Below are 25,610 nucleotides of genomic sequence, written 5' to 3' on the forward strand. Positions count from 1 at the left end.
GCCGACTGCAGAGCAGACAGCGCATGCAGAGCAAGCAGGCCGTGTGCAGAGCAGACAGCGCATGCAGAGCAAGCAGGCCGAGTACCGAGCAGAGAGCGTATGCAGAGCAAAACAGGCCGTGTACCGAGCAGACAGCAAAATGCTGAACCAGCAGGCTGACTGCGTCGGTTAAGCCAGATACGCACAAGTATTCATCCGGATCTGGCTGCCATTCAAGGTCTGGGCTGTCTGTGAGGCGGAGGTTTGAGCGGTACCCTATTCTTATGATAAAAGAGGTGTCTAACGTGTCGGAAGCCTACAAGAATGCCGGCGTCGATATTGCAGCGGGCAATGAAGCGGTCGAGCGGATGAAGAAGCATGTGAAGCGCACATTCCGGCCCGAGGTCATGACGGAACTCGGCGGCTTCGGCGCTCTGTTCGCGCTGAACAAGGACAAGTATGAGGAACCGGTGCTGGTATCCGGCACGGATGGAGTCGGCACGAAGCTGAAGCTTGCGTTCGCCGCGGACCGGCATGACACGATCGGGATTGATGCAGTGGCCATGTGCGTGAACGACATTGCGGTTCAGGGAGCGGAGCCGCTGTTCTTCCTCGATTATCTGGCCTGCGACAAAGTCATTCCCGAGAAGATCGAGGCGATTGTCTCGGGAATCGCCGAGGGCTGCCGGCAGGCCGGCTGCGCGCTGATCGGCGGCGAGACGGCCGAGATGCCGGGCATGTACGCCGAAGGCGAATATGATATCGCCGGCTTCACGGTGGGTATCGCCGACAAGGCCAAGCTGGTCACCGGCGGCTCGATTGCGCCCGGCGACCGGGTCATCGGTCTGGCTTCAAGCGGCATCCACAGCAACGGCTACTCGCTCGTGCGCAAGCTGCTGCTCGAAGGAGAAGACCGCTTCGGGCTGGACGAGACGCTGCCGGAGCTCGGCGAGCCGCTGTCCGATGTGCTGCTCGCTCCGACGAAGATCTACGTCAAGCCGGTGCTGGCTCTGGCAGAGAAGCTGACCGTCAAGGGCATGGCGCACATTACGGGCGGCGGCTTCATCGAGAACATTCCGCGCGTGCTGCCGGAGGGAGTGAATGTCGAGATCGACTACGGCTCCTGGCCGATTCAGCCGGTCTTCGGGCTGCTTCAGCGCCGGGGAGAAGTGACCCATCGGGATATGTTCACTACATTCAATATGGGCATCGGCCTCGTGCTGGTCGTGGCGGAGGAAGACGAAGCGGCGGCGCTGGAGCTGCTTAAGGCGGCGGGCGAAGAGGCTTATGCCATCGGCCGCGTGACTGCGGGGGAACGCCGCGTGACCTTCCGGGGAGCGGAGGTATGAGCCGGGAGGCACCCGCCCGGATTGCCGTGTTCGCTTCCGGCCAAGGCAGCAACTTCACGGCGCTGCTTGAGGCCGAGCGCGAGGGCCGGTTGGGGAAGGCGCGCATTGTCCTCTTTGTCTCCGACCGGCCGGAAGCCCCGGCGGGCCGCAGAGCGGAAGAGGCCGGCGTGCCGACGCTGCTGCTGCGGCCGAAGGATTTCTCAGACCGCGGCGAATACGAGGCGGCCATTGTGGAAGAACTGCAGCGGCAGGGCATTGACCTCATCGTGCTGGCCGGGTATATGCGGCTGATTACGCCGGTGCTGCTGAGTCCTTTTGCCGGACGGATTCTGAATATTCATCCCTCGCTTCTTCCCGCCTTCCCGGGCAAGGATGCGATTGGACAGGCCCTGGCTTACGGCGTGAAGCTTACCGGGGTCACGGTACATATTGTGGACGGAGGCATGGACACCGGCCCGGTGGTGGCGCAGCGGGCGGTTGAAGTGCTGGAGACCGACGACGCCGCTTCGCTGGCGCAGCGGATCCATGCGGCCGAGCATGAGCTGTATGCCAAGGTGGTAGCCGCCTGGTCGGAGGGCAGGATCGAACTGGACGGAAGGCAGGCGAAGACCGGCGGCCTCTGATCCGGTGAACAAGCGACATTTCCCGACCCGGGAGCGCCGGATCAGGGAGGAAGGTCGATATTTCTCGGGAAATACCGTGAAGCGCGGATTTTGACGAAGACAGGAAGACAGGAAGAGCAGCACAGCATCATCCAGGACAGGACCCAATCACCGGTTGACAAGAGGAGGATCATTCAAAGTGAGTATCAAAAGAGCGCTGGTCAGTGTATCGGACAAGCGGGGCATCGTGGAATTTTGCCGCGAGCTGTCGCAGCTGGGTGTGGAAATTATCTCGACGGGCGGAACAAGTTCGCTGCTGGCAAAAGAAGGCGTGCCGGTTATCGGCATCTCCGACGTGACCGGGTTCCCGGAGATCATGGACGGACGCGTTAAAACACTGCATCCCGCGGTTCACAGCGGCCTGCTGGCCGTGCGGGACAACGAAGAGCATACGCGGCAGATGCGGGAGCTGGGGCTGGATTATATTGATCTGGTCGTAGTGAACCTGTATCCGTTCGCGGAGACGATTGCCAAGCCCGGCGTGTCTTATGAGGAAGCGATTGAGAACATCGACATCGGCGGACCGACGATGCTGCGCTCGGCCGCGAAGAACCATGCGTTCGTCAGCGTGGTGGTGGACGCAGACGATTACGCCGGCGTGCTCGCCGAGGTGCGGGAGAACGGCGATACGACGCTGGCTACCCGCAAGCGGCTCGCGGCCAAAGTGTTCCGCCATACGGCGGCTTATGATGCTCTGATTTCCGATTACCTGTCGAATGTGAACGGCGAACCGCTGCCGGAGCGCTATACTGTTACTTATGAGAAGATCCAGGATCTCCGCTACGGCGAGAATCCACATCAGAAGGCGGCCTTCTACCGGAAACCGCTGGCTGGCGGAGACACGCTGACGGCAGCGGAACAGCTGCACGGCAAGGAGCTGTCCTACAACAATATCAATGATGCCAATGCGGCGCTGCAGATCGTCAAGGAATTCGACGAGCCGGCCGTTGTGGCGGTCAAGCATATGAACCCGTGCGGCGTAGGCGTGGGTGCGAGCATCTTCGAGGCGTACCAAAAAGCGTACAACGCCGATCCCGTCTCCATCTTCGGCGGGATTGTCGCAGCCAACCGCTATATCGATTCCGATACCGCAAATCTGCTGAAGGATGTCTTTCTGGAGATCATCCTGGCGCCGGGCTTCACGGATGAAGCGCTGGAGATTCTAACGAAGAAGAAGAACATCCGCCTGCTAAAGATCGGCGAGCTGGGCGCGGCGGCGGGCCGCAAGAGCAGCCTGGTCGTGACTTCCGTGGAGGGCGGCATGGTTGTGCAGGAGAGCGATGTGCATTCCATCGGCGAAGGCGACCTGAAGACGGTTACCGACCGGCAGCCGACGGAAACCGAGCTGAAGCAGCTCCTGTTCGCCTGGAAAGTCGTGAAGCATGTGAAGTCCAATGCGATTGTACTGGCAGCGGACGATATGACCATCGGGGTCGGGGCCGGTCAGATGAACCGGGTCGGAGCGGCAAAGATCGCGATTGAGCAGGCCGGCGCGAAGGCGCAGGGAGCGGTGCTGGCTTCGGACGCCTTCTTCCCGATGGGCGATACGGTAGAGGCCGCAGCGGCTGCCGGAATTACAGCCATTATCCAACCGGGCGGCTCCATTAAGGACGAAGAGTCAATCAAGGCCGCGAATGCGCACGGCATCGCCATGGTATTCACCGGCGTCCGCCACTTCAAGCACTAGAACAACGACAGAAGCGGAGGCATGAGCATGGATATATTGGTAATCGGCGGAGGCGGACGCGAGCACGCAATCTGCTGGAGCCTGTCGAAGAGTCCGAAGGCAGGTACGATCTATTGCGCTCCCGGCAACGCCGGGATTGCGCAGGTGGCCGAGTGCGTTCCAATTGAAGTCTCCGAGTTCGACCGGCTGGCGGCTTTTGCCAAGGATCGCAAGGTCGGGCTTGTGATTGTCGGACCGGATGACCCGCTGGCGGCGGGCATCGTCGATGTGCTGGAAGCGGCGTCCTTGCGGGTCTTCGGGCCGCGCAGGAACGCAGCGGAGATCGAAGGCAGCAAGACCTTCATGAAGGATCTGCTGCACAAGTACGGCATTCCGACGGCGGCCTACCGAAAGTTCGATCAGCATGCCGAGGCGCTGGCCTACTTGCGTACGCAGCCGCTTCCGGTCGTAATCAAGGCCGACGGACTGGCCGCGGGCAAAGGCGTCACGGTCGCCTATTCGGTTGAAGAGGCGGAGCTGGCGCTGGCAGACATTATGCTGGCCCGCGTGTTCGGAGACTCCGGCAGCCGGGTGGTCATCGAGGAGTTCCTGGAAGGCCAGGAGATGTCGATACTGGCTTTTGTGGACGGCGAGACCGTTCGGGCGATGCCGGCGGCGCAGGACCACAAGCCGATCTTCGACGGCGACCGGGGACCGAACACCGGCGGCATGGGCACGTATTCGCCGCTTCCGCATATCGACCCGGCCATCATCCATGAGGCCGTGGAGACCATCGTCAAGCCGACGGCCCGGGCGCTGGTCTCTGAAGGACGGCCGTTCACCGGCGTCCTGTTCGCGGGTCTGATGATCTCGCCGGACGGAAAGCCGAAGACGATCGAGTTCAACGCCCGGTTCGGAGACCCCGAGACCCAGGTCGTGCTGCCGCGTCTGCGGAGCGATCTGCTGGACATCTTCCTGGCGGCGACGGAAGGGCGGCTTGGAGAAGCCGAGATTGAATGGTCGGACGAGGCAGCGGTATGCGTCGTGCTGGCATCGGGCGGGTACCCCGGCGCATATCCGCAGGGCGTGCCGATCGAAGGCCTGGAAGACGGGGAAGCCGCCGAAGCGGCTCCAGCGGAAGCGGCTCCGGCGGAAGCGGAAGCGCAGACCGGAGAAGGCCGGGGCTTGGTCTTCCATGCGGGAACAGCCCGGGATGCGGACGGAAGGCTTGTAACCGCAGGCGGTCGTGTGCTGAACGTGGTCGGGCTCGGAGGCAGCATTGCCGAGGCGAGAGCTGCGGCTTATGCGCGGGCGGCCAACATCCGGTTCGCGGGCAAGCAGAACCGGACGGACATTGCAGCGAAAGCGCTGGTCTGAAGCGGGAACTTCGAATAATTTCGGGTAAAGAACAAACGCCGTTGGCACAGCTCACAATTTTTGATGTGGAAAGTCCTAAAAAAGGGACTGACAAGTTGTGCCTGGGATGCTATAATATTGTTCGTACGGGGGAACAAGTACGGATAAATACAGATAGAAGAGGGCCTTCTCGATTGCCGGGAAGGCCCTTTTTAAGCGTGGTTAAGGGGTCTCCAGCGATTTCCGGTGCCGCCAGACCGATACGCTATCGGGGAGACCCGGGAATAATGTTATAATGTCGTAAGAAGTTGTGCTCCCGGAGAGAGCCGGCTTGTTAGAGCTTAAGGAGGAATTATTCTTGATCAAGATTGGTAGAAACGACCCCTGCCCCTGCGGCAGCGGCCATAAATACAAGAAGTGCTGTCTCGAGAAGGACCGGGCGGATGCGATGCCGGCCCTGAGACTTGCCTTCAACCGGGAGGCGGCTGCCGCTTCCGCACAGGCCGGGCAGAGAGAGGAAGCTCCGACGGAAGCGCCGGGGCTTAAGCTGTCCCCCGCCCCTTCGGCCCCGCCGGCCAAGCTGACGCTTGCCGGACTGCGCAAGCTGGCGTCCCGCGATCTGGAGTGGGCACAGCCCGCTCATCTGGCCCTGGCCCAGACGCTGATCGAACGGATGAAGGGCGAGTACGACAAGGAGCTGATCCAGGAAGCGCTGCTGCTCTGGAACGCCTACTCGCGCCAGGTCCGGCCGGTTATCAAGAAGGAGGGGACGTACTGCGCGGCGATCGAATATTTCCTGTCGGAACAGTACGGGCTCTCTGTCCCGCTCAGCGGACTGGCGGACAAATACGAAGTCGCTTCCGCGACGATCAGCCGCCGCTGCAAGGAGCTGGCGGCCTATGCGGAAGAGTACGGCCTGCCGGATGGGCTTCCCGCGCCGGAAGACTTCGGCCTGATCGGGGATTCGTCCCGGGACCAGGCCCAGATTCTCGTCTACCGGGCTATGGAGACGGCGGGTTCCCGCCAGCGGGTTCAGCTTGCCCGGCGGGCGCTGGAACTGTATCCCGATTCGGCGGACGCCTATCAGATTCTCGCCGAAGAGGCCGGCAGCGAGGCAGAGGCGCGCTCGCTGCTGCAGCAGGGAATGGAAGCCGGGAGACGCGATCTCGGCTGGAGCTTTTTTGAGCAGCATAAAGGCCATTTCTGGGGATTGTTCGAGACCCGTCCCTATATGCGGGTGACCCGCAGCTATGCCGAATCCTGCTGGCTGGGAGGAGACGCCGACGAGGCGGCGGGAACGCTGGCTCACCTGCTGGAGCTGAATCCGGCGGACCATACGGGAGCCCGTTATCTGCTGCTGGCCGCGTACCTCTACACCGGGAAGCTGGAGGAAGCGCAGCGGGTGCTGAAACGCTATGGCGGAGAGGACTCCTCCGCTTCGTTCGCCTATGACCGGATGATTCTGGAGTACAAGCAGAGCGGAGTTACGTCCCGGCTGAAAATGCTGTACCGCGTCGCCCGCGGCGTGAACCGGCATGTGCCGGATTATCTGCTCGGCGTAAAGCGGCTGCCGCCGGTGCTGCCGGATTACACGACTCCCGGCGAAGCCAGCGAGGCTTCGGAGTATGTCATCATGCACTCCCGCCTCTGGGCAAGCGTGCCGGAGCTGCTGAAGTGGATGCTGAAGCAGGCGGAGTAAAGGCGGATTGGCCCCTGGCCTTCGGCCTCAGAGCAACAAGACGAGAAACGGGCTCCCAAGGGGAACCCGTTTTTCTTGTGCGTTTCTTGGGGCGTTCCCCGGATTTTTTAGCAAGAAACCTGACATCCTCTACATAAAGCATGCTTTTTTACCGATACGCTAAGTATTAAATTTGCATGTTGGCGCAATTTCACCGCCGATAGCAGGGGAATATGGAATGAGGGGGATGCCCGATGGTTCAGCAGCGAATGAACAGCGAGCAGATAGAAGCGGAAAATGAGAATAGAACCGGGAGAAAACGGCGGAAGAGGGAAGATAAGCTGACACGTCCGGAAGGGACACAGCGTTCCTCCTTGTCGGCGTCGGGCCTTGTCCGGCGCTATCGCAATATGGGGTTGCGGAGCAAGCTGTTCATGTCTGTCATTGCTTCCACGCTGCTGATTTTCCTGGTGGTAGCGGTGATTATCTATAGCAACGCCCGCAGGACGATCATTGACAATTTGGACCGCTCGCTGGGTTACGAGAAGGCGGCGATCGCCTCCAAGGTGGCCGAGATGCTGCAGCCGGCGGAGAGCAGCGTCGAACTGCTCGGCGCCAATGCGTTCCTGCGCGATTTCATCGGACAGGTGTCTTCCACGGACAGCGTTAAAGCCGTGCCCGGTTATGACGACGTAGTCCGGACCTTGAACCTCATCAAGGAGAATAACGACAACCTGCTGAATGTCTACATTGGCCTTGACCAAGCAGGCAAGCTGATCTCCCAGGACGAATTCGAGCCGCCGGCCGATTATGTGCTGAAGGAACGCGGCTGGTATTCCGGCGCCTTGAAGAACAACAGGCTGACCGTTACCGATCCTTATGTGGATGCCGGAACGGGCAAGCTGGTGGTCAGCGTCAGCGCCCCGATTCTGGACAATGCCGGCAAGGCCATCGGCGCGGCGGGAGCGGACATCGCCATCGACCAGGTAATCGGCATGCTTGGCGCCTTCAATTATGAAGGCAGCGGATTCGCCGTCATGATCGACCGCAAGGGCAATTTTATCTATCATCCGGATGAAGCCAATATTCTGAACCGGAATGTCGCCGATCTCGGGAAGGACTGGAGCGCGCTGGGGAACAAGCTCATGCAATGGGGGTCGCAGGTAACAAAGACAACGCTGGACGGCCGCAGCAGCTATGTCTCCTATGCGCCCGCAGTCGAGAACCAGTGGGAAGTCGCGCTGATTGTGCCGGCAAGCGATGCCGAGAAGGAGCTGCGCACGTTCCAGAAGATCTTCGGCTTCTCCATCCTCGGCTTCATTGTGCTGCTGGGCGCCGTGCTGTACGCCGTCTCCGCCAGTATGCTGAAGCAGATTCCGGCCCTGGCCTCCGCTTTTCGCACCGCCATGGACGGCGATCTGTCGGTGAGAGCGGATGAGAAGGCGAAGGGCGAAATCGGGGTGCTGACCCGGGGCTTCAACGAGCTGCTCTCTGCCCAGCAAGGGCTGATCGGAGAGATTCTCGCAGGCTCCCGCCGCATCTCCGAGTCGGTGAACGAGACGGAGCGCAATGCAGCGGAACTGAACGATGGGATCAATGATGTATCGGCTACGACTGAAGAGCTGTCGGCCGGGCTGGAGGAGACGGCGGCTTCGATGCAGGAGCTGAACGCTTCGACGGTCGAAATCGAGAGCGCGGTCGGGACTATCGCCGCGAAGGCGGACAGCGGAGCCGAAGCGGCGAAGGCGATCAGCGGCCGCGCCGAACGCCTCAGGGAAGAAGCGATCCGCTCCCGCGAAGAAGCGCAGCAGATCTATGGGCAGGGCCAGGAGAAGCTGCGCAGCGCCATCGAGCATTCGCGGTCAATCACCGAGATCGAGAAGCTGGCGGCGGCCATTCTGGAGATTGCGTCGCAGACCAATCTGCTGTCGCTGAACGCCTCGATTGAAGCGGCCCGGGCCGGAGAGGCCGGCCGCGGGTTCGCCGTGGTCGCCGAGGAGATCCGCCATCTGGCGGACAGCTCCAGGGAGACGGTCAATGAGATCCGGGAAGTGACCGGGCGCGTGATTGCCGCTGTCCAGAGCCTGGTGGAGGGGGCGGAGGAAATTCTCGGCTTCGTGGACCGCAAGGTGCTGTCCGATTACGACAATATGGAAGTCACCGGAACCCGGTACACGGAGGATGCGCGCTATGTCGAAGAGCTCGTGACCGATTTCAGCGCAACGTCCGCCCAGCTTCTGGCGTCCATCCGCAATATGCTGACTGCAATTAGCGAGACGGCGGTGGCGACAAGCGAAGGCGCCGAAGGGGCAGGCAACATTGCGGCACAGGCGGAGGCAATCATCGCCCGTTCGGGCGGCATTGTGGCCGAGATGGAGGACATCAAGCGCAATACGGCCCGGCTGCTGGGCACGGTGTCCCGATTCAAGGCGTAAGCGCTGCGGAGAATGCTTGATAAATCGTTCCCGGAAGAGTATCTTACAAAGAGCGGCGGATGGACAGGCCGCAAAGCGAAGCGAAACGGGGAATGGTTCATGAGAGAAGGCACAGACCGGATCGTAGGGATGGAGGATATTGTGCGGGCGCATCATATGCTGCGGGAAGTCGTCGTCCGCACGCCGCTGCAGCGCGATGCGGTCCTCTCGGCCCGCTACGGCTGCAACGTCTATTTGAAGCGCGAGGATCTGCAGGTTGTCCGCTCCTTCAAAATCCGCGGGGCGTACCATATGATTCGCACCCTCTCGGCAGAGGAAAGAGCGAAGGGCATCGTCTGTGCCAGCGCGGGGAACCATGCGCAGGGCGTTGCGTTCTCCTGCCGGGCGCTCGGCATTCACGGCAAGGTGTTCATGCCGAGCACGACGCCGAACCAGAAGGTGAAGCAGGTTCGCCGCTTCGGCGGCGAATTCGTGGAGGTCGTGCTGAAGGGCGATACGTTCGACGACGCCTATGAGGAAGCGATGCAGGCCTGCATTACGTACGGGATGACGCTGATTCATCCTTTTGACGAGCCGAAGATTATTGCAGGCAACGGAACGATTGCGATGGAGATTATGGAGAGCCTGGACGAGCCGGCGGATTATATCTTCGTGACCATCGGCGGCGGCGGCCTGGCGGCGGGTGTCTCCTCTTATATCAAGACCGTCAGTCCGGCGACCAGGGTGATCGGCGTGGAGCCTTCGGGGGCGGCCTCGATGAGCATGGCGCTGGAGCAGGGGGAAGTGGTGACGCTGCCGGAGATCGACAAATTCGTGGACGGCGCGGCGGTGAAACGTGTCGGCGGGCTGACGTACGACATCTGTTCCCGGAACCTGGACGATATTGTGAAGGTACCGGAAGGCAAAGCCTGTACGGCGATTCTGGAACTGTACAACGAGAATGCGATCGTCGTAGAGCCGGCCGGTTCACTCCCGGTGGCGGCCCTGGACTTCTATAAGGACCAGATCCGCGGCAAGACGGTCGTCTGCATTGTCAGCGGCGGCAACAATGACATCGACCGGATGCAGGAGATCAAGGAACGTTCGCTGATCTATGAAGGGCTGAAGCATTACTTCATGGTTCACTTTCCGCAGCGGGCCGGGGCCCTGCGCGAGTTCCTGTCGGAGGTGCTCGGGCCGAACGACGACATTACACGCTTCGAGTACACGAAGAAGAACGACAAGGAGAACGGTCCGGCGCTGGTGGGCATCGAGCTGATGTCTACGGACGACTATGGCCCGCTCGTTGAGCGGATGCGGCAGAAGGGCGTCGATTTTATCGAGATCAATAAGGATCTCAAGCTGTTCAACATGCTGATCTAGAGCCAAGCTAGTTCACGCAGAAAAAGGATGCTTCCCGCCCGGGAAGCATCCTTTTTGGTCTGGGCAGGGACGAGCAACGCCTCCCCCATAGGTCATCCTTTGGCCGCAGACTCCTTGCCGTCCCGGAATGCCTTGACCTCGTCGGTCAGCTTGTAGTCGTTGGCCTTCAGCAGTTCCATAAAGGCCGAGAGCTTGCGCAGATAAGCGCTGTTGCTGCCGGCGTTCTTGGCGAGCAGGGCGGTGTAAGCCGCCTTGGCCTCCAGATCCATCTCCAGATTGTCATAGTGGAACAGCGGCGTGTTGTTCAGCCCATAGAACGTGTCGGATTCATAGATGCTGTAGAGCTCCCTCACCTTGGCAACCCGGTTGGAACCCTGATAAGTCTCCGCAAAAGCTTCCTGCGACAAGGCGCGGGCCGCGACATCGCCCCAGGAAATAATCAAAGCCGCGTCCTTGGCGGCGGGCAGGTTGGACTCGGTGGTCATAATGGAGATATAGTCCCGGATATCCGGCGTTACATAAGCCTTGTACTGGCTGTACAGAGAGTAGTCGATGACCGGATAGTAAAAGCCTTCGGCCGTCTCCAGCTTATAGCCGCGTTCCTTCGCGCCGGTGATTATCGAAGCGAGCGCCTGGTCGCCCTTCTTCAAGGCGGCGTCCGCAAGCTTGCTCATGCTCAGGCCGGGGGCGTAGACGCTGTCCAGCTTCCGCTGCAGGGAAGGATCGGCGAACCGCTTCTCCCAGTTGTTCAGCACATAGCGCTGGGCGTTCTCCAGCTTGAGCGTCAGAATCGTTGCCCGATAGCTGCCTGTGGCATAGAGATTGGCATTGACGTATGCGCGGGCCTGGACCAGCTTCTCCGGGGAGGCCAGCAGCGGCAGCGCCGCCCGGTAGACGGCCTCGGCATGAGTGACGGTAGAGGAGGCGGACGCAGCAGACGGACTTGGGGAAGCGGCGGGAGCGGCTTCGGCGGCGCCTGAGGCTCCCGCTTGCAGCAGAAGAAGAAGGGAGGCGGCAGCGATTACAGTTCTCATGGCAACATTACCTCTTTCGCAGGAAGATGGGGTGGAGCAGGATTACGCCGGCGGCGAACAAGCCAAGACTGACGCCGGAAGGGAGCGGAAGAACCGGAAGGAGCGAGCCAAGGAACAGGCCGACGAACACAAGCGCAACCGCGGCTCCGATGTAGAGGCCAAGCGACCGGTAATCGAACGCGGCCAAGCGCGGTTGGTCCGCGTCCGGCAGCGTTCCGAGCCATTTCAGCAGCAGCTCGATCAGAAGAATCGAAGCAGCGGGGACGGCCAGCAGGGTGAACAAGCTGATATGGCCGAATTCTCCGCCGAGTTTCTCGTCCTTCCGGGTCAGCAGGCCGGCCGCTCCGATGACGCCGAATAGCAGCGTCAGCGACGTCCACGCGGTCAGCAGCATCCGCAGCGTCCGCGTCATCGGACGGCGGGGCGGAGCCGCCGCCATCTCATCGGCGAAATAAGCGGACGGGTCGCTGCCGAAGAGCTGCTTGGCGGTCCGGCCGCGGCCCTGCTCCTTCAGCAGCAGGGCCGCGGCTTCCAGCAGCAGCTCTTCCCGCCGGTGCGGCTCGACTGCGCTCTCGCGCATGGCGATAATCATGTCCTCATAATAAGAACGGTTCTGGGGTGTCATTTGTTCCCGAATCCGGTTATTTTCCCGAATCATTTGTCTGACGCTCGTCACTTGTGCAGGCCCTCCAGCTTCAGCAATCCTTGCAGTTGCAGCAGTTCAATTCTTACTTAAGAGTATACGTGTCCCGGATGCGATGCTGCAAGGGAGCCAGGGGGGAAGGGTGCGTATAATCCCGGCCCGCCGGTAAACAATGTAGAAGAACAACCAACATTCTCGGATGCCGAAGGGAGATTGCGTGACTATGAATCAGGAGAACCAAGTGAAGGAGCCCGGCACTTCCGACCCGGCCGTAAACGATGCGACTTCGGACTGGGGCGCTTCCGACGGATTCAGTCTGTGGGAACAGCAGGCGGAAGACGGCCAGTGGCTAAAGGATTGGGAAGGCCGCAAAGAGACGCATGATATGTTCCACGACAGCTACGAGTAAGGGCGGGACCTGACAAGAGCTCCCGCCTCTGCTTCCCTTGCAGACCGGCAGCCCGCGTACCGCTTCGCTCCATGCCCTTTCTCCATAAGGAGGAGGGGCATTTGTATTGACAAAAACAAAGGACATGGATATGATAATTTTATAATTCATAGTATTTCAATCGGATTTTAATTCAATCGAAAACACAAGGAGGCAACGCGCATGGAACGGGCGATCGTAATCCGGTACGGCGGCGAAGAATTGACAGCCAGCATCCATTATCCGGCTAAAGAAGGGGGAGGCGGGCGCTGCAAGAACCGCGTTCCGCTGGCCGTGATCTGCCACGGCTTCGTCGGGAACCGGATCGGCACCGACCGGCTGTTCGTCAAGGCCGCCCGGGAGCTGGCCGAGGACGGCTGCGTGGTGATTCGGTTCGACTATGCCGGCTGCGGAGAGAGCACCGGCAGCTACGGCGCCGAGAATATGGAATCTATGATCGCCCAGACCCGGGCGGTGCTGGATTACGGCCTGGGCGCAACCGATGTCGATCCTACCCGCGTCACGCTGATCGGCCACAGCCTCGGCGGAGCGGTGGCGCTGCTGACCGCCGTCCGCGACCGCCGGGTCAAGAACCTGGTTCTGTGGGCTTCCGTCGGCTATCCGTTCAACGATATCGTCAAGATCGTCGGCCGCAGCGCCTACGATCAGGCAGTGAAGGCCGGAAGCGCGGACCATGCCGGCTATGCCTTCACGCCGGCCTACTTCAATTCGCTTGCAGCGTTTCAGCCCTTTCAGGAGGCGGGCAAGTTCGGGGGCGACGTTCTGGTGGTGCACGGCACCTCCGACGACATCATCCCGGTCGATTACGCCTTCCTCTACCAGAAGGTCTTCTGGACGCGGCCGGAGGGCCGGTGCGACAAGGAGATTATTTTCCAGGCAGATCATACGTTCTCGTCCGGCACGGCGCAGAGCCAGCTTCTGAAGCGGACCCGGGAGTGGATCAATGAGCGGGAGCATGTCCAGCAGGAATGGCAGAACTGGATGATTTAGCCGGAACGCGATACAATAGAGGGGCAAACCGATCACCGACGGATAAAGATACGGAGGGAAGCATCCGATGAGAATGCCGGCTTTCTTTATCGCACACGGTTCCCCGACGCTGATTATGGAGAACAACGATTACACCCGTTTCCTGGAGCAGCTGGGCCGGGACCTGCCGCGCCCGCGGGGCATCGCGGTGTTCTCGGCGCACTGGGACAGTCCCGAGCAGCTGGTCTCGGTGGACGAGAAGCATACGGCGCTGCATGATTTCTACGGCTTCCCCGATGAAATGTACCGGCTGCACTATGATGCTCCGGGCGATGCGGCGCTGAACCGGGCGGTCTGCGACCGTCTGGATGCCGGCCATCTGCCGTATCAGCCCGTGCTGGGACGGGGACTGGACCACGGCATCTGGGTCATTCTCAGCAAAATGTTCCCGGAGGCGGAAATTCCGGTGGTGGCGCTGTCCGTCGATTCGATGCGCCAGCCCCGGGAGCAGTACGGCATCGGCGAGCTGCTGGCGCCGCTCCGCGAGGAGGGCGTGCTGTTCATCGGCAGCGGCGGGATGGTGCACAACCTGCGGCTGCTCGGGGAAGAGGATCGCCCGGCCGACTGGGCCGTCGCCTTCGACGAATGGATCGCAGAGCGGCTGGAGAGCTGGGATACGCCGGCGCTGTTCGACTACGCAGCGCGGGCGCCCCATGCCCGGGAGGCGGTGCCTTCCTATGGCCGGGAACATTTCGTCCCGCTCTTCTACGCCATGGGAACAGCCGCAGACGGACGCCGGGCAAGACGGATGATTCAGGCGTACCAGTACGGTACACTCAGCTTGAACTGCTGGATGCTGGATTGACGGACCGGGGGCCAAGGCCCTGACCGGCCGAATTGAACGGCCGCAGCCGGGGAAACCCGCGCTGCGGTTTTTTGGTATGCTTGCGGGACAAACGCCGGTACCTGTGATTAAATGGAAGAAGAATGCGAACGGCCCCTGCCGTTCTTGAAGGAGGAAGCTTATCCCTATGCACCTCGCACGCCGTCTGCTTCGCCCGGCTTCAACGCTCGCCATCCTCTCGCTGGCTGCCCTGCCGCTGGTCTCATGCGGCCGGCCGGACGCGGACCAGGGCGGGAATCCGCCATCTGTTACGGCCTCCGCTCCGGTCATCGCGCAAGCTTCTCCGCCGGGCTCCGCAGGGCCGCTTCCGGCAGAACCGCCAGAGCCCGCCCCGCTCTCGGGACTCACCGGTCTTCCGGCGGACAGCCTCCCGCTGCCGCGTCCGCTGGCCGTGATGATCAACAATGCGCCTGCCGCCCGGCCGCAGTCCGGATTAAGCCAGGCGGATCTCTTGTACGAGGTGCTGGCCGAAGGCGGCATTACGCGGCTGATCGCCATCTATCAGAGCCGGCCGGGCATTCCCGAGATCGGCCCGGTGCGGAGCATCCGGCCTTATCTGCTGGATCTGGGCGAGAGCTATGGCGCGGTAACGGTCCATGCCGGCGGCAGTCCGGCCGCCTACGCCCTTCTGCAAGCCGGCGGACGGGACGATATGGATGAGATCGGGAAGGCCGGGCCGTACTTCTGGCGCGACAAGAGCCGCAAGGCGCCGCATAATTTATATACGAACGAAGCGCTGCTGCGCTCGGGGGCGGAGAAGCTGGGCCTGGCCGCGCCGGCCGATGTTCCGGATTATACCTTCACCAACCCGGATTATCTTCCGGCAGGGGGGGAGCCGGCGTCCGGCTTCTCGCTTTATTTTCAATTAAAGAACTACACGGTAGCCTACAAATACGAGGCCGGAAGCCGCGTCTATGCCCGCTCTGTGAACGGCAAGGCCCACCTGGACCGGGGAACGGAGGCTCCTGTAACGGCGACCAATGTGCTGGTGATCGGTGCGGACCACAAAGTTCTCGACGAGGCCGGGCGGCTGGCTGTGGATACGGAAGTGGGCGGAGATGCGCTGCTCTTCCAGCGCGGACAAGTCATCCGGGGACAATGGGCCCGGCGTCCGGGCGACATCATCCGGATCGTAAAGAACGGAACCGAAGCCCCGATGTATCCGGGCGTTACCCATGTGCTGATTGTGCCGAATGCGCCTTCTTTCGACAGTCATGTCACGGTTCTGAGCCCCTGAATCGGCAGTACCCGGAACCAGGTCGGTATAAGCTGACGAAAGCGGGTAAAAGTAAAGGGAGAACATGATTCTGTTCCCCATTAAATCCCATAAGGTCCAAATGCAGCGGATACTTTGTGAGCATCCCGCGAATTGTCTGAGGAAGACCTTAAAATTTCAATTGTCCGCTTCATTCCCCCCATTCAATGTGATAAGATAACAAGGGTTGTCATCCGTTTTCATGGACGTTTTCAGCGTCGGATACCGGTTGGAAATCAGGCATTTTCCAGTAAAGGAGCACTATACATGAAGCTTAGGAAGAAAGACATTTTCTTTGAAACGCTTGAGAACATGGCGGATACGATTGTGCAGGCGGCGGATTTCTTTGCCAAGCACCTGTCGGATTTGCGCGACATCGAGCAGTTTACCGGAGAAATGAAGAAGTACGAATCCCAGTGCGATTCGTATACGCATACGGTGATCAAGGAATTGAACAAAACGTTCATCACGCCGCTGGAACGCGACGACATCATGGATCTGATTACAAGCATGGATGATGTCATCGACGGACTGGAGGCGTCCGCTTCGCGTCTGTATATGTACAACCTTGTGGAAGCCGACGAATACATCATTCAGTTCGCCGACATTCTTCGCCAGTGCGCCTACGAGATTCAGAAGGCGGTGCATCTGCTGTCCCAGAAGAAGCTGCTGGCCATCCGCGAATATACGATCCGTCTGAACGACCTGGAGAATCAGGGCGATGAAGTGCTGCGCATTTGCACCAAGGCGCTGTTCGACACGGTCAAGGACCCGATCGAGCTCATCAAGCGCAAAGAGCTGTACGAACGTCTGGAGACGACGACGGACAAATGCGAAGACGTCGCGAACATGCTGGAATCGATTATTATGCGCAATTCGTAAGGAGCTTGCAACCATATGGATACCTCGATTTGGGTACTGGGCATTGTCATTGTGCTTGCCCTGGGCTTCGATTTTATCAACGGGTTTCATGATACGGCGAACGCCATTGCAACGTCCGTATCCACCCGCGCGCTGCCGCCCCGGACAGCTATAATCATGGCGGCATGCATGAACTTCGTGGGAGCCCTGCTCTTCACGGGCGTCGCGAAGAAAATCGGCGGCAGCGTCGCCGACCCGACGACGCTGAGCAACGGAATCAACATCGTAATCGCCACGTTAATCGCGGCGATTATATGGAATCTGGTCACCTGGTGGTTCGGTATTCCGTCCTCGTCGTCGCACGCGCTGATCGGAGCCCTTGCGGGCGCCGTATATGTGGGCGCAGGTTCGGACCATGTGAAGTGGAGCGGATTTATCGAAATCGTGGAAGGCCTCGTGCTCTCCCCGATTATCGCTTTTGTCATCGGTTATATTGTCATGACTCTTCTAAAGTGGATCTTTGCCAAGCAAAGTCCGCACACGGTCAACAAAGGCTTCCGCACGGTTCAGATCGTAACGGCTGCCTTCCAGTCCTTCACGCACGGAACGAACGATGCCCAGAAGGCAATGGGGATCATCACCTTCGCGCTGGTCACTTCGGGTGAACTGAAGAGCATGGAGGTTCCGCTGTGGGTCAAGCTGGCGGCGGCAACAGCCATGGCGCTGGGTACCTCAATCGGCGGCTGGAAGATTATCAAGACGATGGGCACAAAGATTTTCAAGATCGAGCCGATCAACGGCGTGGCCGCCGACGTGTCGGCCGCATCGGTTATTTTCTCGGCTACCATGCTTCATCTGCCGGTCAGCACCACCCATGCCATTACCTCCGCCATTCTGGGCGTAGGGTCGGCCAAGCGGTTCTCCGCCGTCAAATGGGGAGTGGCCGGACGAATCATCGTCACCTGGTTCATTACCATTCCAATTACCGCCGTACTGGCGGGCATTATCACGAAGATTTTCTTCTAGTGTCGATTCAATGCAAGGCGGCGCCGAAATTCACGGATGAGTGAAGGACGGGGCCTTTTTTTGGCAGTACAGCGAGAGCAGGGGGATTCACGAATGAGGAAGTATGGCCGTCTGAAATGGCTGTTGTTCGGCGCAACGGTCCTTCTGATTCTGGTCGTAGCCATCGGAGGCTATGCCCGGAACGCCTGGCAGGAGCGCTCGGTCAGCACTACGAATCTGACTGGAGCAGAGGTGCGCGGGCTGAGCATAGGCGGGCCGGCGGACCGTCTGGACGCTTCCGGCCTGCAGCCGAATCCGGACTATGAGAACCGGACCGAACGCGGCAAGACGTACCGGTATTATGACGGGCTTATGCTGGTCAGCGATGAGTCGACGGGCAAAGTAACCAAGATTCAACTGATCTCGGAGACGGTGAAAGCCAGCATCAACGGCAAGCCGCTGAAGACGCTGGAGGATGCCGACCGGGAGCTGGGCAGCGAATATGTGAAGAAGCCCTACAACCATGAGCAGGGCCTGGACGCGAGAGTCTACTACGACAAAGAGAACCGGATCCGGGCGACGCTGGTCTATCCGAAGCAGGATGCGGAGAACCGGGGGATTGTCTGGACGATTCTGGAGCGGTATTGATGGGCGGGCTGCCGTGGGAGCTTCGGGATATAAAGCAACAGGACAGGGGCGTCTTTCGGACGCTCCTTTTCTTCTTCGTATCTGCCGGATCTTCGCCTTTATCCGTGAAAGTTGGTTCAAAAGGTCCATATAATCCATAGATAAACAGGGGTATATTCCTAAGGAATAACTCTTGAAGGAGGGTGGGCCCATTTGTTGAACAAAATGCGGATGCTGCTGGTTCTGGCTGCTGCTCTAGTCTCGGTTCCGGCTCTCTCCGCCTCGGCCTCCGGTTCTGCATGGAACAATTCTGCGCTGAACGGTTCTGCGCTGAACGGTTCTGCGCTGAATTCACCGGTACTGCTGAAGCTCAATCAGTTCTATGTGGTCTATACTTCTCCTGTGGCTCCGTATGTGGATCAAGAGAACCGCTTGATGGTGCCTCTGCGAAGCCTGTCCAACCTGTTGTCCGCGGATGTCTCCTACAACTCTGACAGCAAAACGGCAGTCATTACAAGGAAAAATTACGGGGAAGAGGCCAAAGTCAAATTCTACACCATAAAAATGAAGATAGGCTCGAAAAAGGCGGAGATCAACGGGGCGTCATCCGAGATGGATACGGCTCCTGCTCTGTATAAAGGAAGCATGTTTGTTCCGCTGAGCGTGATTACGTCTTCCTTTCACATCGGTACGAAGTGGGACGCTTCCAAAAGAATGGCAGCGCTGAATGTGGACCCTGCGTATCTGCCGTCCGGCGTGGTCATGGATGAGCTGCACTTTCTATCCGATAAACTGAATCCGGATATCCGACCCCTTAAGGCTTCTGCGGTTACCCGGACCAACGCATCCGGCATTCGCGTAGCTAATGTTCAATTGACTGTGGCGAACGAGGGGACCTCTACAATTTTAAAGGACCAGCTATATTTGCACGTTTATGTACAGGATTCGAGTTTCACCTACTTGGACATCCCGATGCAACCGGGAGCAGCGAAGGCGGGAGGAACTTTTACCGCAGACACCGCCCCCCACACCATTCTGGCGGATTCCCTTCAGTATGTTCTTGTGGGGGCCTATAACAACTAAGGCAATCTTGGAGGTCGGATACGACAGATGATACGGACGCTTGCCATCACGCACGAAGGCCGGGTGCAGACCGGCCTGAATCTGGAGCGGATTGTTTTGGATGATTACGCCTGGATCTGGGCCGACTTCTCGGAGCCTGTCCCGGAAGAGACCCGGCTGCTGGACACCTGCTTCCACTTTCATGAGCTTGCGATCGAGGACTGCCTGCATGTGCTGCAGCGGCCGAAGCTGGATTACTATGAGGAGGTTCAGTTCTTCGTGCTGCACGCGCTGAATGAAGCGACGCTTCAAGCGGAAGAGGTGGATCTCTTTCTCGGCCCGTCGCTGCTGGTGTCCTTTCACCTGCAGCGGCAGGCGGGAATCGACGAGGCCTGGGAGCAGGTCATCCGCAGCATCGAGCACCGGGAGGGCTGGTCGGGCACGCCGGTGGCAGCGGCTTATACGGTGATCGACAAGCTGGTGGACCGGTACTTTCCGACGCTGTACGCCATTGAAGACGAACTGGCCGAGCTGGAGAACAAGGGCGCCGAGGAAGCGGTGAATACGCTGCTGGCCCAGGTCTTCGATGTCCGCTCCCGGCTGCTCAAGCTGCGCAGGACGATTGTGCCGATGCGCGATCTCATGTACCGGGTCGTCAATTCTACGCATGTGCAGCAGAACCGGGAGGAGCGCATTTATTTTGGCGACATCCATGATCATCTGCTGAAGCTCGCCGATATGATCGAAGCCGACCGGGAGATGACTGCGGATCTCCGCGACAGCTACATCTCGCTGAATTCCAACCGGATGAATACGATTATGAAGACGCTCACGGTCATTACGACGATCTTCATGCCGCTGACGCTGATCGCCGGCATCTACGGCATGAACTTCGAGGTGCTCCCGGAGCTGAAATGGAGATACGGCTATTTTGCGGTGCTGGGACTGATGCTGCTCCTTGGCGGCGGGATGATTCTGACGTTCAAGCGGCGGGGCTGGTTCAAATAGGCGGGAGGCGGGCCGGGGCCGTAAGAAGAGCGGCGCCGCTCTGTCAGCGGCGCCGTTTGCGGACCGCGGGAGCGCTGCGCCGCCGGCCGGATGAAGAAGAAGGACGCTTCTTGGAAGAGGAGCGTCTTTTTTGACGCTTAGGCGCGTACAGCGCAGAATCCTCCTCGGCGGCCAGCAGTCCGGCTGCGCCGGCTCCCGCCGCAGCGGCGGCGCCTTTGCCGAAGCCGCCCATCAGCAGCTTGACCATCGGGGCCATCTGCTGGAAGCCCTGCATCATTTTCTGCACCTTGCCCATCGAGCTGACGATGCCGTCGATGCCGCCTACCCGGTCGAGAATTCCCTTGATCTGGTCCATGTTGGGCAGGTTGCCGAGTCCGCCGAGCAGACCGCTCTTGGTCGGAGCCGCTTCGAGAGCTGCTTCTGCGGCTTCCGCGCCGGCGGCGGGAAGCAGCGCCGCAGCGCCCGGAGGCGGGGGAGCCGGCACGTAAGGGCCGATGCCCGGATACGGCGAACCCGGATAGGATTCGGACAAAGCCCGGACGCTGCGGCGGGAGTGATGATGGTAATGCTGAGCCATGGGATCACATTCCTTTGCCTTTGAATTTACTTTACTGTATGTCATGGGCGAACATAAGGTATAGACATACGCCCGGGTGAAGCCGGGATAGGAGCGGAAAAGGGCGGATGCCCAGCGCGAAAGCCGGATTTTGAAGAAAGCGTGACCAAGCTTGAAAACGATGGTTTTTGAACGTCGTACAGATGAGGCGGCGGAGCAGCGGCTCCTTGCAGTACGATGACTGTAACAGGTAGGCGCGAGGAAGGGGTGTGCGCGTGGAATGGACAAATGTCCGCCATTTTCGCTCTTTACTGCGATAAACCGTTAATGCTTGAAAAAACCGCTTCGTTGCAATATAGTAGAGGCAGATAAGTCACAATAGGGGATGATACACGATGCAGCTCAAGAAGCTTAACGATAAGAGCGTCGATCAACTGTTTGAAGCGATTTTAACTTTAAAAGATATGGAAGAATGCTATGTCTTCTTCGACGACCTGTGCACGGTGAACGAGATTCAGTCGCTGTCCCAGCGTCTGGAGGTGGCGCGCATGCTCGGCAAGGGCTGCACCTACAACCAGATCGAAGCGGAGACAGGCGCGAGCACGGCGACGATCTCCCGCGTGAAGCGCTGCCTGAACTATGGCAACGACGGCTACAAGATGACGCTGGACCGGCTGGGGCGTTAAGAGATGAACGCCTCTGTCCGGCCGGGCGTCCTTGTCATCAGCCACGGGTCGCGCGACTTGTCCTGGGTGTCGATTGTGGAAGAGGCCGTGGCCGGCGCGCTTAAAGGCCGGAAGCTGCCGGCCGCGGTTTCTTTTCTGGAGCTGGTGGCGGGGCGGTCTATTCAGGATGGCGTCAGCGATCTGGAGCACCGGGGAGTCACGGATATTCTCGTGATTCCCCTCTTTGTCTCTTCGGGAAGCACGCATGTGGATGAGATCGCCTACGCGCTCGGCGTGAAGCCCGAGCCCGGACGCGAGACGGACCTGGAACGGTTCGAGGTCTCGGCGCGCATTCATTACGGCGATCCGGTCGACGATGATCCCATTATCGCGGAGATGGTCTGGGATAAGGCGCGGGAGCTGTCGGAGGAACCCGAGCGGGAGACGGTGCTGCTCATCGGGCACGGAAGTGTCCATGACGGCTTCCGCGAGCGGTGGCAGCGCGGCATGGCTTCGCTGGCGGACCGCGTGCGTGCGGAGAGCGGCGTCTCTTCCGCCGACTACGCGCTGTTGAACCCGAACGATGTCCGGGACAAAGTGGAATATTGGAATGGACAGGGGCATAGGGTATTGGTGGCCCCGATATTTTTGAGCGAAGGCTATTTCACGAAGACCGTCATTCCTTCAAGACTTGAAGGGCTCGATTACCGCTATTCCGGCCGGACGCTGCTGCCCCATCCGCGGCTTGCGGATTGGGTGGAGAGCCAGATCGGGAGGCTGCTGGAGCGGATTTAGCGTCCGCAGGGGCAGCCTCTTTCTATCACGGCTTCCGAAAGATTGATTGTCCCCCAGTGAATTGGTTATAATCAGGAAGTCGGCAAAACGGACGGATTGGCGATTATTCTGGAATCGGCAACTCTACACCGTTGCCTATTCTATGAACAGGTGGCGTTTCGGGAATGAAAACGGCAAGATTGATTTACAATCCCACCTCCGGGCGGGAGGAAGTCAGAAAGCGTCTGGCCGATATTTTGCAGCGGCTGGACCAGGGCGGCATTGAGGCTTCCTGCCATGCCACGACCGGAGAAGGCGACGCGACGCGCGCGGCCGCGGAAGCTGTGGAGCGGGGATACGATCTCATTATCGCTGCGGGCGGAGACGGCACGCTGAATGAAGTCATCAACGGCATGGCCGAGAAGCCGAATCTGCCCCCGCTGGGCGTGCTGCCGCTGGGCACGACCAATGATTTTGCGCGGGCTATGGGAATTCCGAAGAACTGGGAAGAATCCTGTGACCTCATTATCCGGCAGAAGCAGCGGGTGATTGACCTCGGCAAGGCCAATGACCGCTATTTCATCAACATCGCCGGAGGCGGGTCGCTGACGGAACTGACCTATGAGGTGCCGAGCCGGCTGAAGACGATGATCGGGCAGCTTGCGTACTATTTGAAGGGGATTGAGAAAATGGCCAGCCTCTCCCCGACCGAACTGGAGATCCGCGCGAACGGCCAGGACATGATCCATGACGAGTTCATGCTGTTCCTCATCGCCAACACGAACTCTGTAGGCGGCTTCGAGAAGCTTGCGCCCGATGCCCGCATCGACGACGGCCTGTTCGATGTCATCGCGCTGAAGAAATGCAATCTGGCGGAGTTTATCCGCCTCGTAACGCTGGCGCTGCGGGGAGACCATCTCTCGGACAAGAAAGTGGTCTACTTCCGGACCGACGCGATGGAGGTAACTTCTCCGGGCTATGTCCAGCTCAATCTCGACGGGGAGCTCGGAGGCACCCTGCCGGGCAAGTTCCGGATGCTTCCTTCGCATCTGAACGTCTTCGCGAACAGCCTGTAAGGCAAGGCTATGCTGCCGTTCTCCCGCACAGGGCGGAACGGCAGCAGGGAGCGAACGACAGAGGTCTAGGCAGGAGAAGGAGAAACGTCCAGGACGCGAACCGCTCTGGTGTGTGCAGCTGTACTTATTCATACGAAGGTTTGTTGATTCCTCCAGTCCGCCGTTCGAGAACTGGAGGTTTTGTCGTTGCCGGATCTGCGAAAATCAGTAGGAAGATGAAATATCGGCTATAATGGAAGAAGGCCGGAGGAATCTGGCCGTGAGCGCAGCACGATGGGCGCAGAACGATACAGAAATGAGTGTACAATCATGAATAATCACCGCAGCGGCCGCAAGAACGGCCGCGGGATGAACGATAGCGCCCGGGCCGGGTCCCGGGCTGAGCAGGGCCGCCCCCGGAACGAGCGGGGCGGAGCGGCCGCCGGAGGCGGCCAGAGTGGGCGCGCCCCGGAGCGCGCCGGAATGGCGGCAGCGGGCGGCGCGGAGCGGACCGGCCCGGGCCGCCGCGGCGCAGCTCCGGCGCGGGGAGGCGCAGCCGCACCGGCGGCACAGCGCGGCGCAGACCGCAGCCGGACGGCGCCCGCCGCGGCGCCGGCGGGCGTGCCTGTCGCCAAGAACGATGAGGTCCTCCTGGACATCATCGGACTGACGCACGAAGGCGAAGGCGTCGGCCGTGCCGACGGCTATACGCTCTTCGTGCAGGGAGCCCTGCCCAGGGAGAAGGTCCGGGCCAAGGTGCTTAAGACCAAGAAGCAGTACGGCTACGCCAAGCTGCTGGAGCTGGTCGAGTCCAGCCCGCACCGGATCGCGCCCCCCTGCCCGATCTACGATCAATGCGGCGGCTGCCAGCTCCAGCATATGGAGTACGCCGCCCAGCTTGCCTGGAAGCGCCAGCTTGTCGTGGACAATCTGGAGCGGATCGGCAAGCTCCAGGTAGCCAAGGCGGAGTCTGCGGCTGACGAAGCCAATGAGGCAGGCGGCAGTGTAACCGTCCTGCCGACTCTCGGCATGGACGAGCCCTGGCGCTACCGCAACAAGGCGCAGGTCCCGATCGGCGCAGCCGAAGGCGGGCTGGTCGGCGGCTTCTATGCGCGGGGCAGCCACCGGATTGTCGACATGGAGACCTGCCTGATTCAGCATGAGCATAACGATGCGGTGGTCGCCACCGTCAAGCGGCTCGGGCGCGAGCTCGGCATCTCCGCCTATCAAGAAGAGACCGGCCGCGGCCTGCTGCGGCATGTCGTTGTGAAGAAAGCCTTCCGCACCGGCGAGATGATGCTCGTCCTGGTCACCAACGGGCGGGACATTCCGCACGCAGACGCCTGGATCGGAAGCATCCGCGAAGCGCTACCGGATGTGGTCAGCATCTGCCAGAACGTCAACACCAAGGAGACGAACGTGATCTTCGGCCCGGAGACCCGGGTGCTGTGGGGACGGGATGTGATCTACGATTATATCGGCGAAGTGCAGTTCGCGATTTCGCCGCGATCTTTTTACCAAGTGAACCCGGTCCAGACCGAAGTGCTGTATAACCGGACTGTCGCCTATGCCGGACTGACCGGCAGCGAGACCGTCATTGACGCTTACTGCGGCATCGGCACCATCTCGCTCTTCCTGGCGCAGCATGCCGGTCAGGTGTACGGCGTAGAAATCGTTCCCGAGGCCATCGAGGATGCCCGCGCCAATGCGAGACTGAATGAGATGAAGAACGTAGTGTTCGAGGTGGGAGCGTCAGAGGATGTCATCCCCGCCTGGAAAGAGCAGGGCGTCGACCCCGACGTCATCGTCGTCGACCCGCCCCGCAAAGGCTGCGACCCGCGCCTCCTGGAGACCATCCTCCAGATGAAGCCGGAGCGCGTGGTCTACGTCTCGTGCAATCCCTCCACTCTGGCCCGCGACCTGCGGGTGCTGGAAGACGGGGGCTACCGGACGGTGGAGGTGCAGCCGGTGGATATGTTTCCATGGACGGTGCATGTGGAGGCTGTTTGTTCCTTGGTATATAAGGGTTTGTGAGTAGTGAGAGAGTAGGTTGGAGACGAAATGGGGACGCGAGTGGTTCGCGTCTCCTTTTTTAATAGTGATTAGTGTAGCCAAAACAAAGTTTTAAACTGCACATCATTGTTAAGCTAACGGGCAGATTAACGTAATCGATGCTTCCAACTCGAATTTGGCTAACTTTGAGTCTTTTAATTTTATGGAGTTAGCGTTTAAATGTTTTTATATAATGTGAGCACCG

General features: G+C 60.0%; 23 protein-coding genes. 20 read left to right on the forward strand and 3 right to left on the reverse strand.

The window, feature by feature from the left end; translation table 11 throughout:
* The first annotated feature begins 284 nt into the window (after nucleotides 1-284).
* From purM to ilvA, 7 genes are all read left to right on the forward strand, one after another.
* The gene (gene purM, locus RBI05_RS11440) at nucleotides 285-1,328 is read left to right on the forward strand and encodes a phosphoribosylformylglycinamidine cyclo-ligase (protein WP_310551203.1); all 1,044 of its coding nucleotides are present in this window, start codon (nucleotides 285-287) and stop codon (nucleotides 1,326-1,328) included.
* The gene (gene purN, locus RBI05_RS11445; protein WP_150459744.1) at nucleotides 1,325-1,951 is read left to right on the forward strand and encodes a phosphoribosylglycinamide formyltransferase; all 627 of its coding nucleotides are present in this window, start codon (nucleotides 1,325-1,327) and stop codon (nucleotides 1,949-1,951) included. Before purM ends, purN begins: the two co-directional genes overlap by 4 nt.
* Before the next feature lie 178 nt (nucleotides 1,952-2,129).
* Nucleotides 2,130-3,677, forward strand: coding sequence for a bifunctional phosphoribosylaminoimidazolecarboxamide formyltransferase/IMP cyclohydrolase (gene purH, locus RBI05_RS11450; RefSeq protein WP_310551204.1), 1,548 nt, complete (start codon nucleotides 2,130-2,132; stop codon nucleotides 3,675-3,677).
* 27 nt (nucleotides 3,678-3,704) lie between these two features.
* Nucleotides 3,705-5,033 carry a phosphoribosylamine--glycine ligase gene (purD, locus tag RBI05_RS11455; protein WP_310551205.1) on the forward strand — a complete coding sequence of 443 codons (1,329 nt, stop codon included), beginning with the start codon at nucleotides 3,705-3,707 and terminating at the stop codon, nucleotides 5,031-5,033.
* 337 nt (nucleotides 5,034-5,370) lie between these two features.
* A complete protein-coding gene (locus RBI05_RS11460) occupies nucleotides 5,371-6,711 on the forward strand; it encodes an SEC-C metal-binding domain-containing protein (RefSeq protein WP_310551206.1) in 1,341 nt (446 codons plus the stop codon).
* A gap of 413 nt (nucleotides 6,712-7,124) precedes the next feature.
* The gene (locus RBI05_RS11465) at nucleotides 7,125-9,125 is read left to right on the forward strand and encodes a methyl-accepting chemotaxis protein (protein ID WP_310551207.1); all 2,001 of its coding nucleotides are present in this window, start codon (nucleotides 7,125-7,127) and stop codon (nucleotides 9,123-9,125) included.
* Between the two features lie 99 nt (nucleotides 9,126-9,224).
* Entirely contained in the window at nucleotides 9,225-10,487 is a 1,263-nt protein-coding gene (gene ilvA, locus RBI05_RS11470; protein ID WP_310551208.1) for a threonine ammonia-lyase IlvA, read from the forward strand.
* A gap of 92 nt (nucleotides 10,488-10,579) precedes the next feature.
* On the opposite strand, the gene RBI05_RS11475 is transcribed toward ilvA, so the two are convergent.
* Complete coding sequence (locus RBI05_RS11475; RefSeq protein ID WP_310551209.1) at nucleotides 10,580-11,521, reverse strand: hypothetical protein; 942 nt, start codon at nucleotides 11,519-11,521, stop codon at nucleotides 10,580-10,582.
* Nucleotides 11,522-11,528: 7 nt separating this feature from the next.
* The gene (locus RBI05_RS11480; RefSeq protein ID WP_310551210.1) at nucleotides 11,529-12,197 is read right to left on the reverse strand and encodes a DUF1129 family protein; all 669 of its coding nucleotides are present in this window, start codon (nucleotides 12,195-12,197) and stop codon (nucleotides 11,529-11,531) included.
* A 190-nt stretch (nucleotides 12,198-12,387) separates the two neighbouring features.
* Between RBI05_RS11480 and RBI05_RS11485 the strand changes: the two genes are divergently transcribed.
* The 9 genes from RBI05_RS11485 to corA all read left to right on the forward strand — a co-directional run bounded on the left by RBI05_RS11485 (nucleotide 12,388) and on the right by corA (nucleotide 20,303).
* Nucleotides 12,388-12,573: a hypothetical protein gene (locus tag RBI05_RS11485; RefSeq protein ID WP_150459737.1), complete on the forward strand. Its 186-nt coding sequence runs from the start codon at nucleotides 12,388-12,390 to the stop codon at nucleotides 12,571-12,573.
* A gap of 201 nt (nucleotides 12,574-12,774) precedes the next feature.
* A complete protein-coding gene (locus RBI05_RS11490; RefSeq protein ID WP_310551211.1) occupies nucleotides 12,775-13,602 on the forward strand; it encodes an alpha/beta hydrolase in 828 nt (275 codons plus the stop codon).
* Nucleotides 13,603-13,669: 67 nt separating this feature from the next.
* The gene (locus RBI05_RS11495) at nucleotides 13,670-14,446 is read left to right on the forward strand and encodes a DODA-type extradiol aromatic ring-opening family dioxygenase (RefSeq protein ID WP_310551212.1); all 777 of its coding nucleotides are present in this window, start codon (nucleotides 13,670-13,672) and stop codon (nucleotides 14,444-14,446) included.
* Nucleotides 14,447-14,612: 166 nt separating this feature from the next.
* Nucleotides 14,613-15,722: a DUF3048 domain-containing protein gene (locus RBI05_RS11500; RefSeq protein ID WP_310551213.1), complete on the forward strand. Its 1,110-nt coding sequence runs from the start codon at nucleotides 14,613-14,615 to the stop codon at nucleotides 15,720-15,722.
* A gap of 285 nt (nucleotides 15,723-16,007) precedes the next feature.
* On the forward strand, nucleotides 16,008-16,622 hold the full coding sequence (locus RBI05_RS11505; RefSeq protein ID WP_150459733.1) for a DUF47 domain-containing protein: 615 nt from the start codon (nucleotides 16,008-16,010) through the stop codon (nucleotides 16,620-16,622).
* Nucleotides 16,623-16,637: 15 nt separating this feature from the next.
* On the forward strand, nucleotides 16,638-17,627 hold the full coding sequence (locus tag RBI05_RS11510; RefSeq protein WP_150459732.1) for an inorganic phosphate transporter: 990 nt from the start codon (nucleotides 16,638-16,640) through the stop codon (nucleotides 17,625-17,627).
* Between the two features lie 93 nt (nucleotides 17,628-17,720).
* Nucleotides 17,721-18,254, forward strand: a complete 534-nt coding sequence (locus tag RBI05_RS11515; RefSeq protein ID WP_310551214.1) for a hypothetical protein — start codon at nucleotides 17,721-17,723, stop codon at nucleotides 18,252-18,254.
* Between the two features lie 192 nt (nucleotides 18,255-18,446).
* Nucleotides 18,447-19,316, forward strand: a complete 870-nt coding sequence (locus RBI05_RS11520) for a copper amine oxidase N-terminal domain-containing protein (RefSeq protein WP_310551215.1) — start codon at nucleotides 18,447-18,449, stop codon at nucleotides 19,314-19,316.
* Between the two features lie 27 nt (nucleotides 19,317-19,343).
* The gene (gene corA / locus RBI05_RS11525; RefSeq protein ID WP_310551216.1) at nucleotides 19,344-20,303 is read left to right on the forward strand and encodes a magnesium/cobalt transporter CorA; all 960 of its coding nucleotides are present in this window, start codon (nucleotides 19,344-19,346) and stop codon (nucleotides 20,301-20,303) included.
* Between the two features lie 43 nt (nucleotides 20,304-20,346).
* Here corA and RBI05_RS11530 read toward each other — a convergent pair whose 3' ends face one another.
* On the reverse strand, nucleotides 20,347-20,880 hold the full coding sequence (locus RBI05_RS11530; protein WP_310551217.1) for a tyrosine protein kinase: 534 nt from the start codon (nucleotides 20,878-20,880) through the stop codon (nucleotides 20,347-20,349).
* Nucleotides 20,881-21,254: 374 nt separating this feature from the next.
* On the opposite strand from RBI05_RS11530, the gene RBI05_RS11535 reads away from it, so the two are divergent.
* The 4 genes from RBI05_RS11535 (at nucleotide 21,255) to rlmD (ending at nucleotide 25,387) form a co-directional block, all read left to right on the forward strand.
* Nucleotides 21,255-21,545, forward strand: a complete 291-nt coding sequence (locus RBI05_RS11535; protein WP_150459727.1) for a YerC/YecD family TrpR-related protein — start codon at nucleotides 21,255-21,257, stop codon at nucleotides 21,543-21,545.
* Nucleotides 21,546-21,548: 3 nt separating this feature from the next.
* Entirely contained in the window at nucleotides 21,549-22,319 is a 771-nt protein-coding gene (locus tag RBI05_RS11540; RefSeq protein ID WP_310551218.1) for a sirohydrochlorin chelatase, read from the forward strand.
* 164 nt (nucleotides 22,320-22,483) lie between these two features.
* Nucleotides 22,484-23,374: a diacylglycerol kinase gene (locus tag RBI05_RS11545; RefSeq protein WP_150459725.1), complete on the forward strand. Its 891-nt coding sequence runs from the start codon at nucleotides 22,484-22,486 to the stop codon at nucleotides 23,372-23,374.
* A gap of 309 nt (nucleotides 23,375-23,683) precedes the next feature.
* Entirely contained in the window at nucleotides 23,684-25,387 is a 1,704-nt protein-coding gene (gene rlmD, locus RBI05_RS11550; protein ID WP_310551219.1) for a 23S rRNA (uracil(1939)-C(5))-methyltransferase RlmD, read from the forward strand.
* Nucleotides 25,388-25,610 lie beyond the last annotated feature (223 nt).

This window comes from Paenibacillus glufosinatiresistens, assembly GCF_031470375.1.
Lineage (GTDB): Bacteria > Bacillota > Bacilli > Paenibacillales > Paenibacillaceae > Paenibacillus_AQ > Paenibacillus_AQ glufosinatiresistens.

Bases quoted from the DNA above. Each gene is read 5' to 3' on its own strand.
- RBI05_RS11535 (WP_150459727.1), top strand. From the start codon at position 21,255: ATGCAGCTCAAGAAGCTTAACGATAAGAGCGTCGATCAACTGTTTGAA.
- RBI05_RS11530 (WP_310551217.1), bottom strand. From the start codon at position 20,880: ATGGCTCAGCATTACCATCATCACTCCCGCCGCAGCGTCCGGGCTTTG.
- purD (WP_310551205.1), top strand. From the start codon at position 3,705: ATGGATATATTGGTAATCGGCGGAGGCGGACGCGAGCACGCAATCTGC.
- RBI05_RS11490 (WP_310551211.1), top strand. From the start codon at position 12,775: ATGGAACGGGCGATCGTAATCCGGTACGGCGGCGAAGAATTGACAGCC.
- RBI05_RS11485 (WP_150459737.1), top strand. From the start codon at position 12,388: ATGAATCAGGAGAACCAAGTGAAGGAGCCCGGCACTTCCGACCCGGCC.
- RBI05_RS11545 (WP_150459725.1), top strand. From the start codon at position 22,484: ATGAAAACGGCAAGATTGATTTACAATCCCACCTCCGGGCGGGAGGAA.
- RBI05_RS11465 (WP_310551207.1), top strand. From the start codon at position 7,125: ATGTCTGTCATTGCTTCCACGCTGCTGATTTTCCTGGTGGTAGCGGTG.
- RBI05_RS11495 (WP_310551212.1), top strand. From the start codon at position 13,670: ATGAGAATGCCGGCTTTCTTTATCGCACACGGTTCCCCGACGCTGATT.
- RBI05_RS11515 (WP_310551214.1), top strand. From the start codon at position 17,721: ATGAGGAAGTATGGCCGTCTGAAATGGCTGTTGTTCGGCGCAACGGTC.
- corA (WP_310551216.1), top strand. From the start codon at position 19,344: ATGATACGGACGCTTGCCATCACGCACGAAGGCCGGGTGCAGACCGGC.
- RBI05_RS11505 (WP_150459733.1), top strand. From the start codon at position 16,008: ATGAAGCTTAGGAAGAAAGACATTTTCTTTGAAACGCTTGAGAACATG.
- rlmD (WP_310551219.1), top strand. From the start codon at position 23,684: ATGAATAATCACCGCAGCGGCCGCAAGAACGGCCGCGGGATGAACGAT.
- RBI05_RS11540 (WP_310551218.1), top strand. From the start codon at position 21,549: ATGAACGCCTCTGTCCGGCCGGGCGTCCTTGTCATCAGCCACGGGTCG.
- RBI05_RS11510 (WP_150459732.1), top strand. From the start codon at position 16,638: ATGGATACCTCGATTTGGGTACTGGGCATTGTCATTGTGCTTGCCCTG.
- RBI05_RS11500 (WP_310551213.1), top strand. From the start codon at position 14,613: ATGCACCTCGCACGCCGTCTGCTTCGCCCGGCTTCAACGCTCGCCATC.
- ilvA (WP_310551208.1), top strand. From the start codon at position 9,225: ATGAGAGAAGGCACAGACCGGATCGTAGGGATGGAGGATATTGTGCGG.
- RBI05_RS11475 (WP_310551209.1), bottom strand. From the start codon at position 11,521: ATGAGAACTGTAATCGCTGCCGCCTCCCTTCTTCTTCTGCTGCAAGCG.
- purN (WP_150459744.1), top strand. From the start codon at position 1,325: ATGAGCCGGGAGGCACCCGCCCGGATTGCCGTGTTCGCTTCCGGCCAA.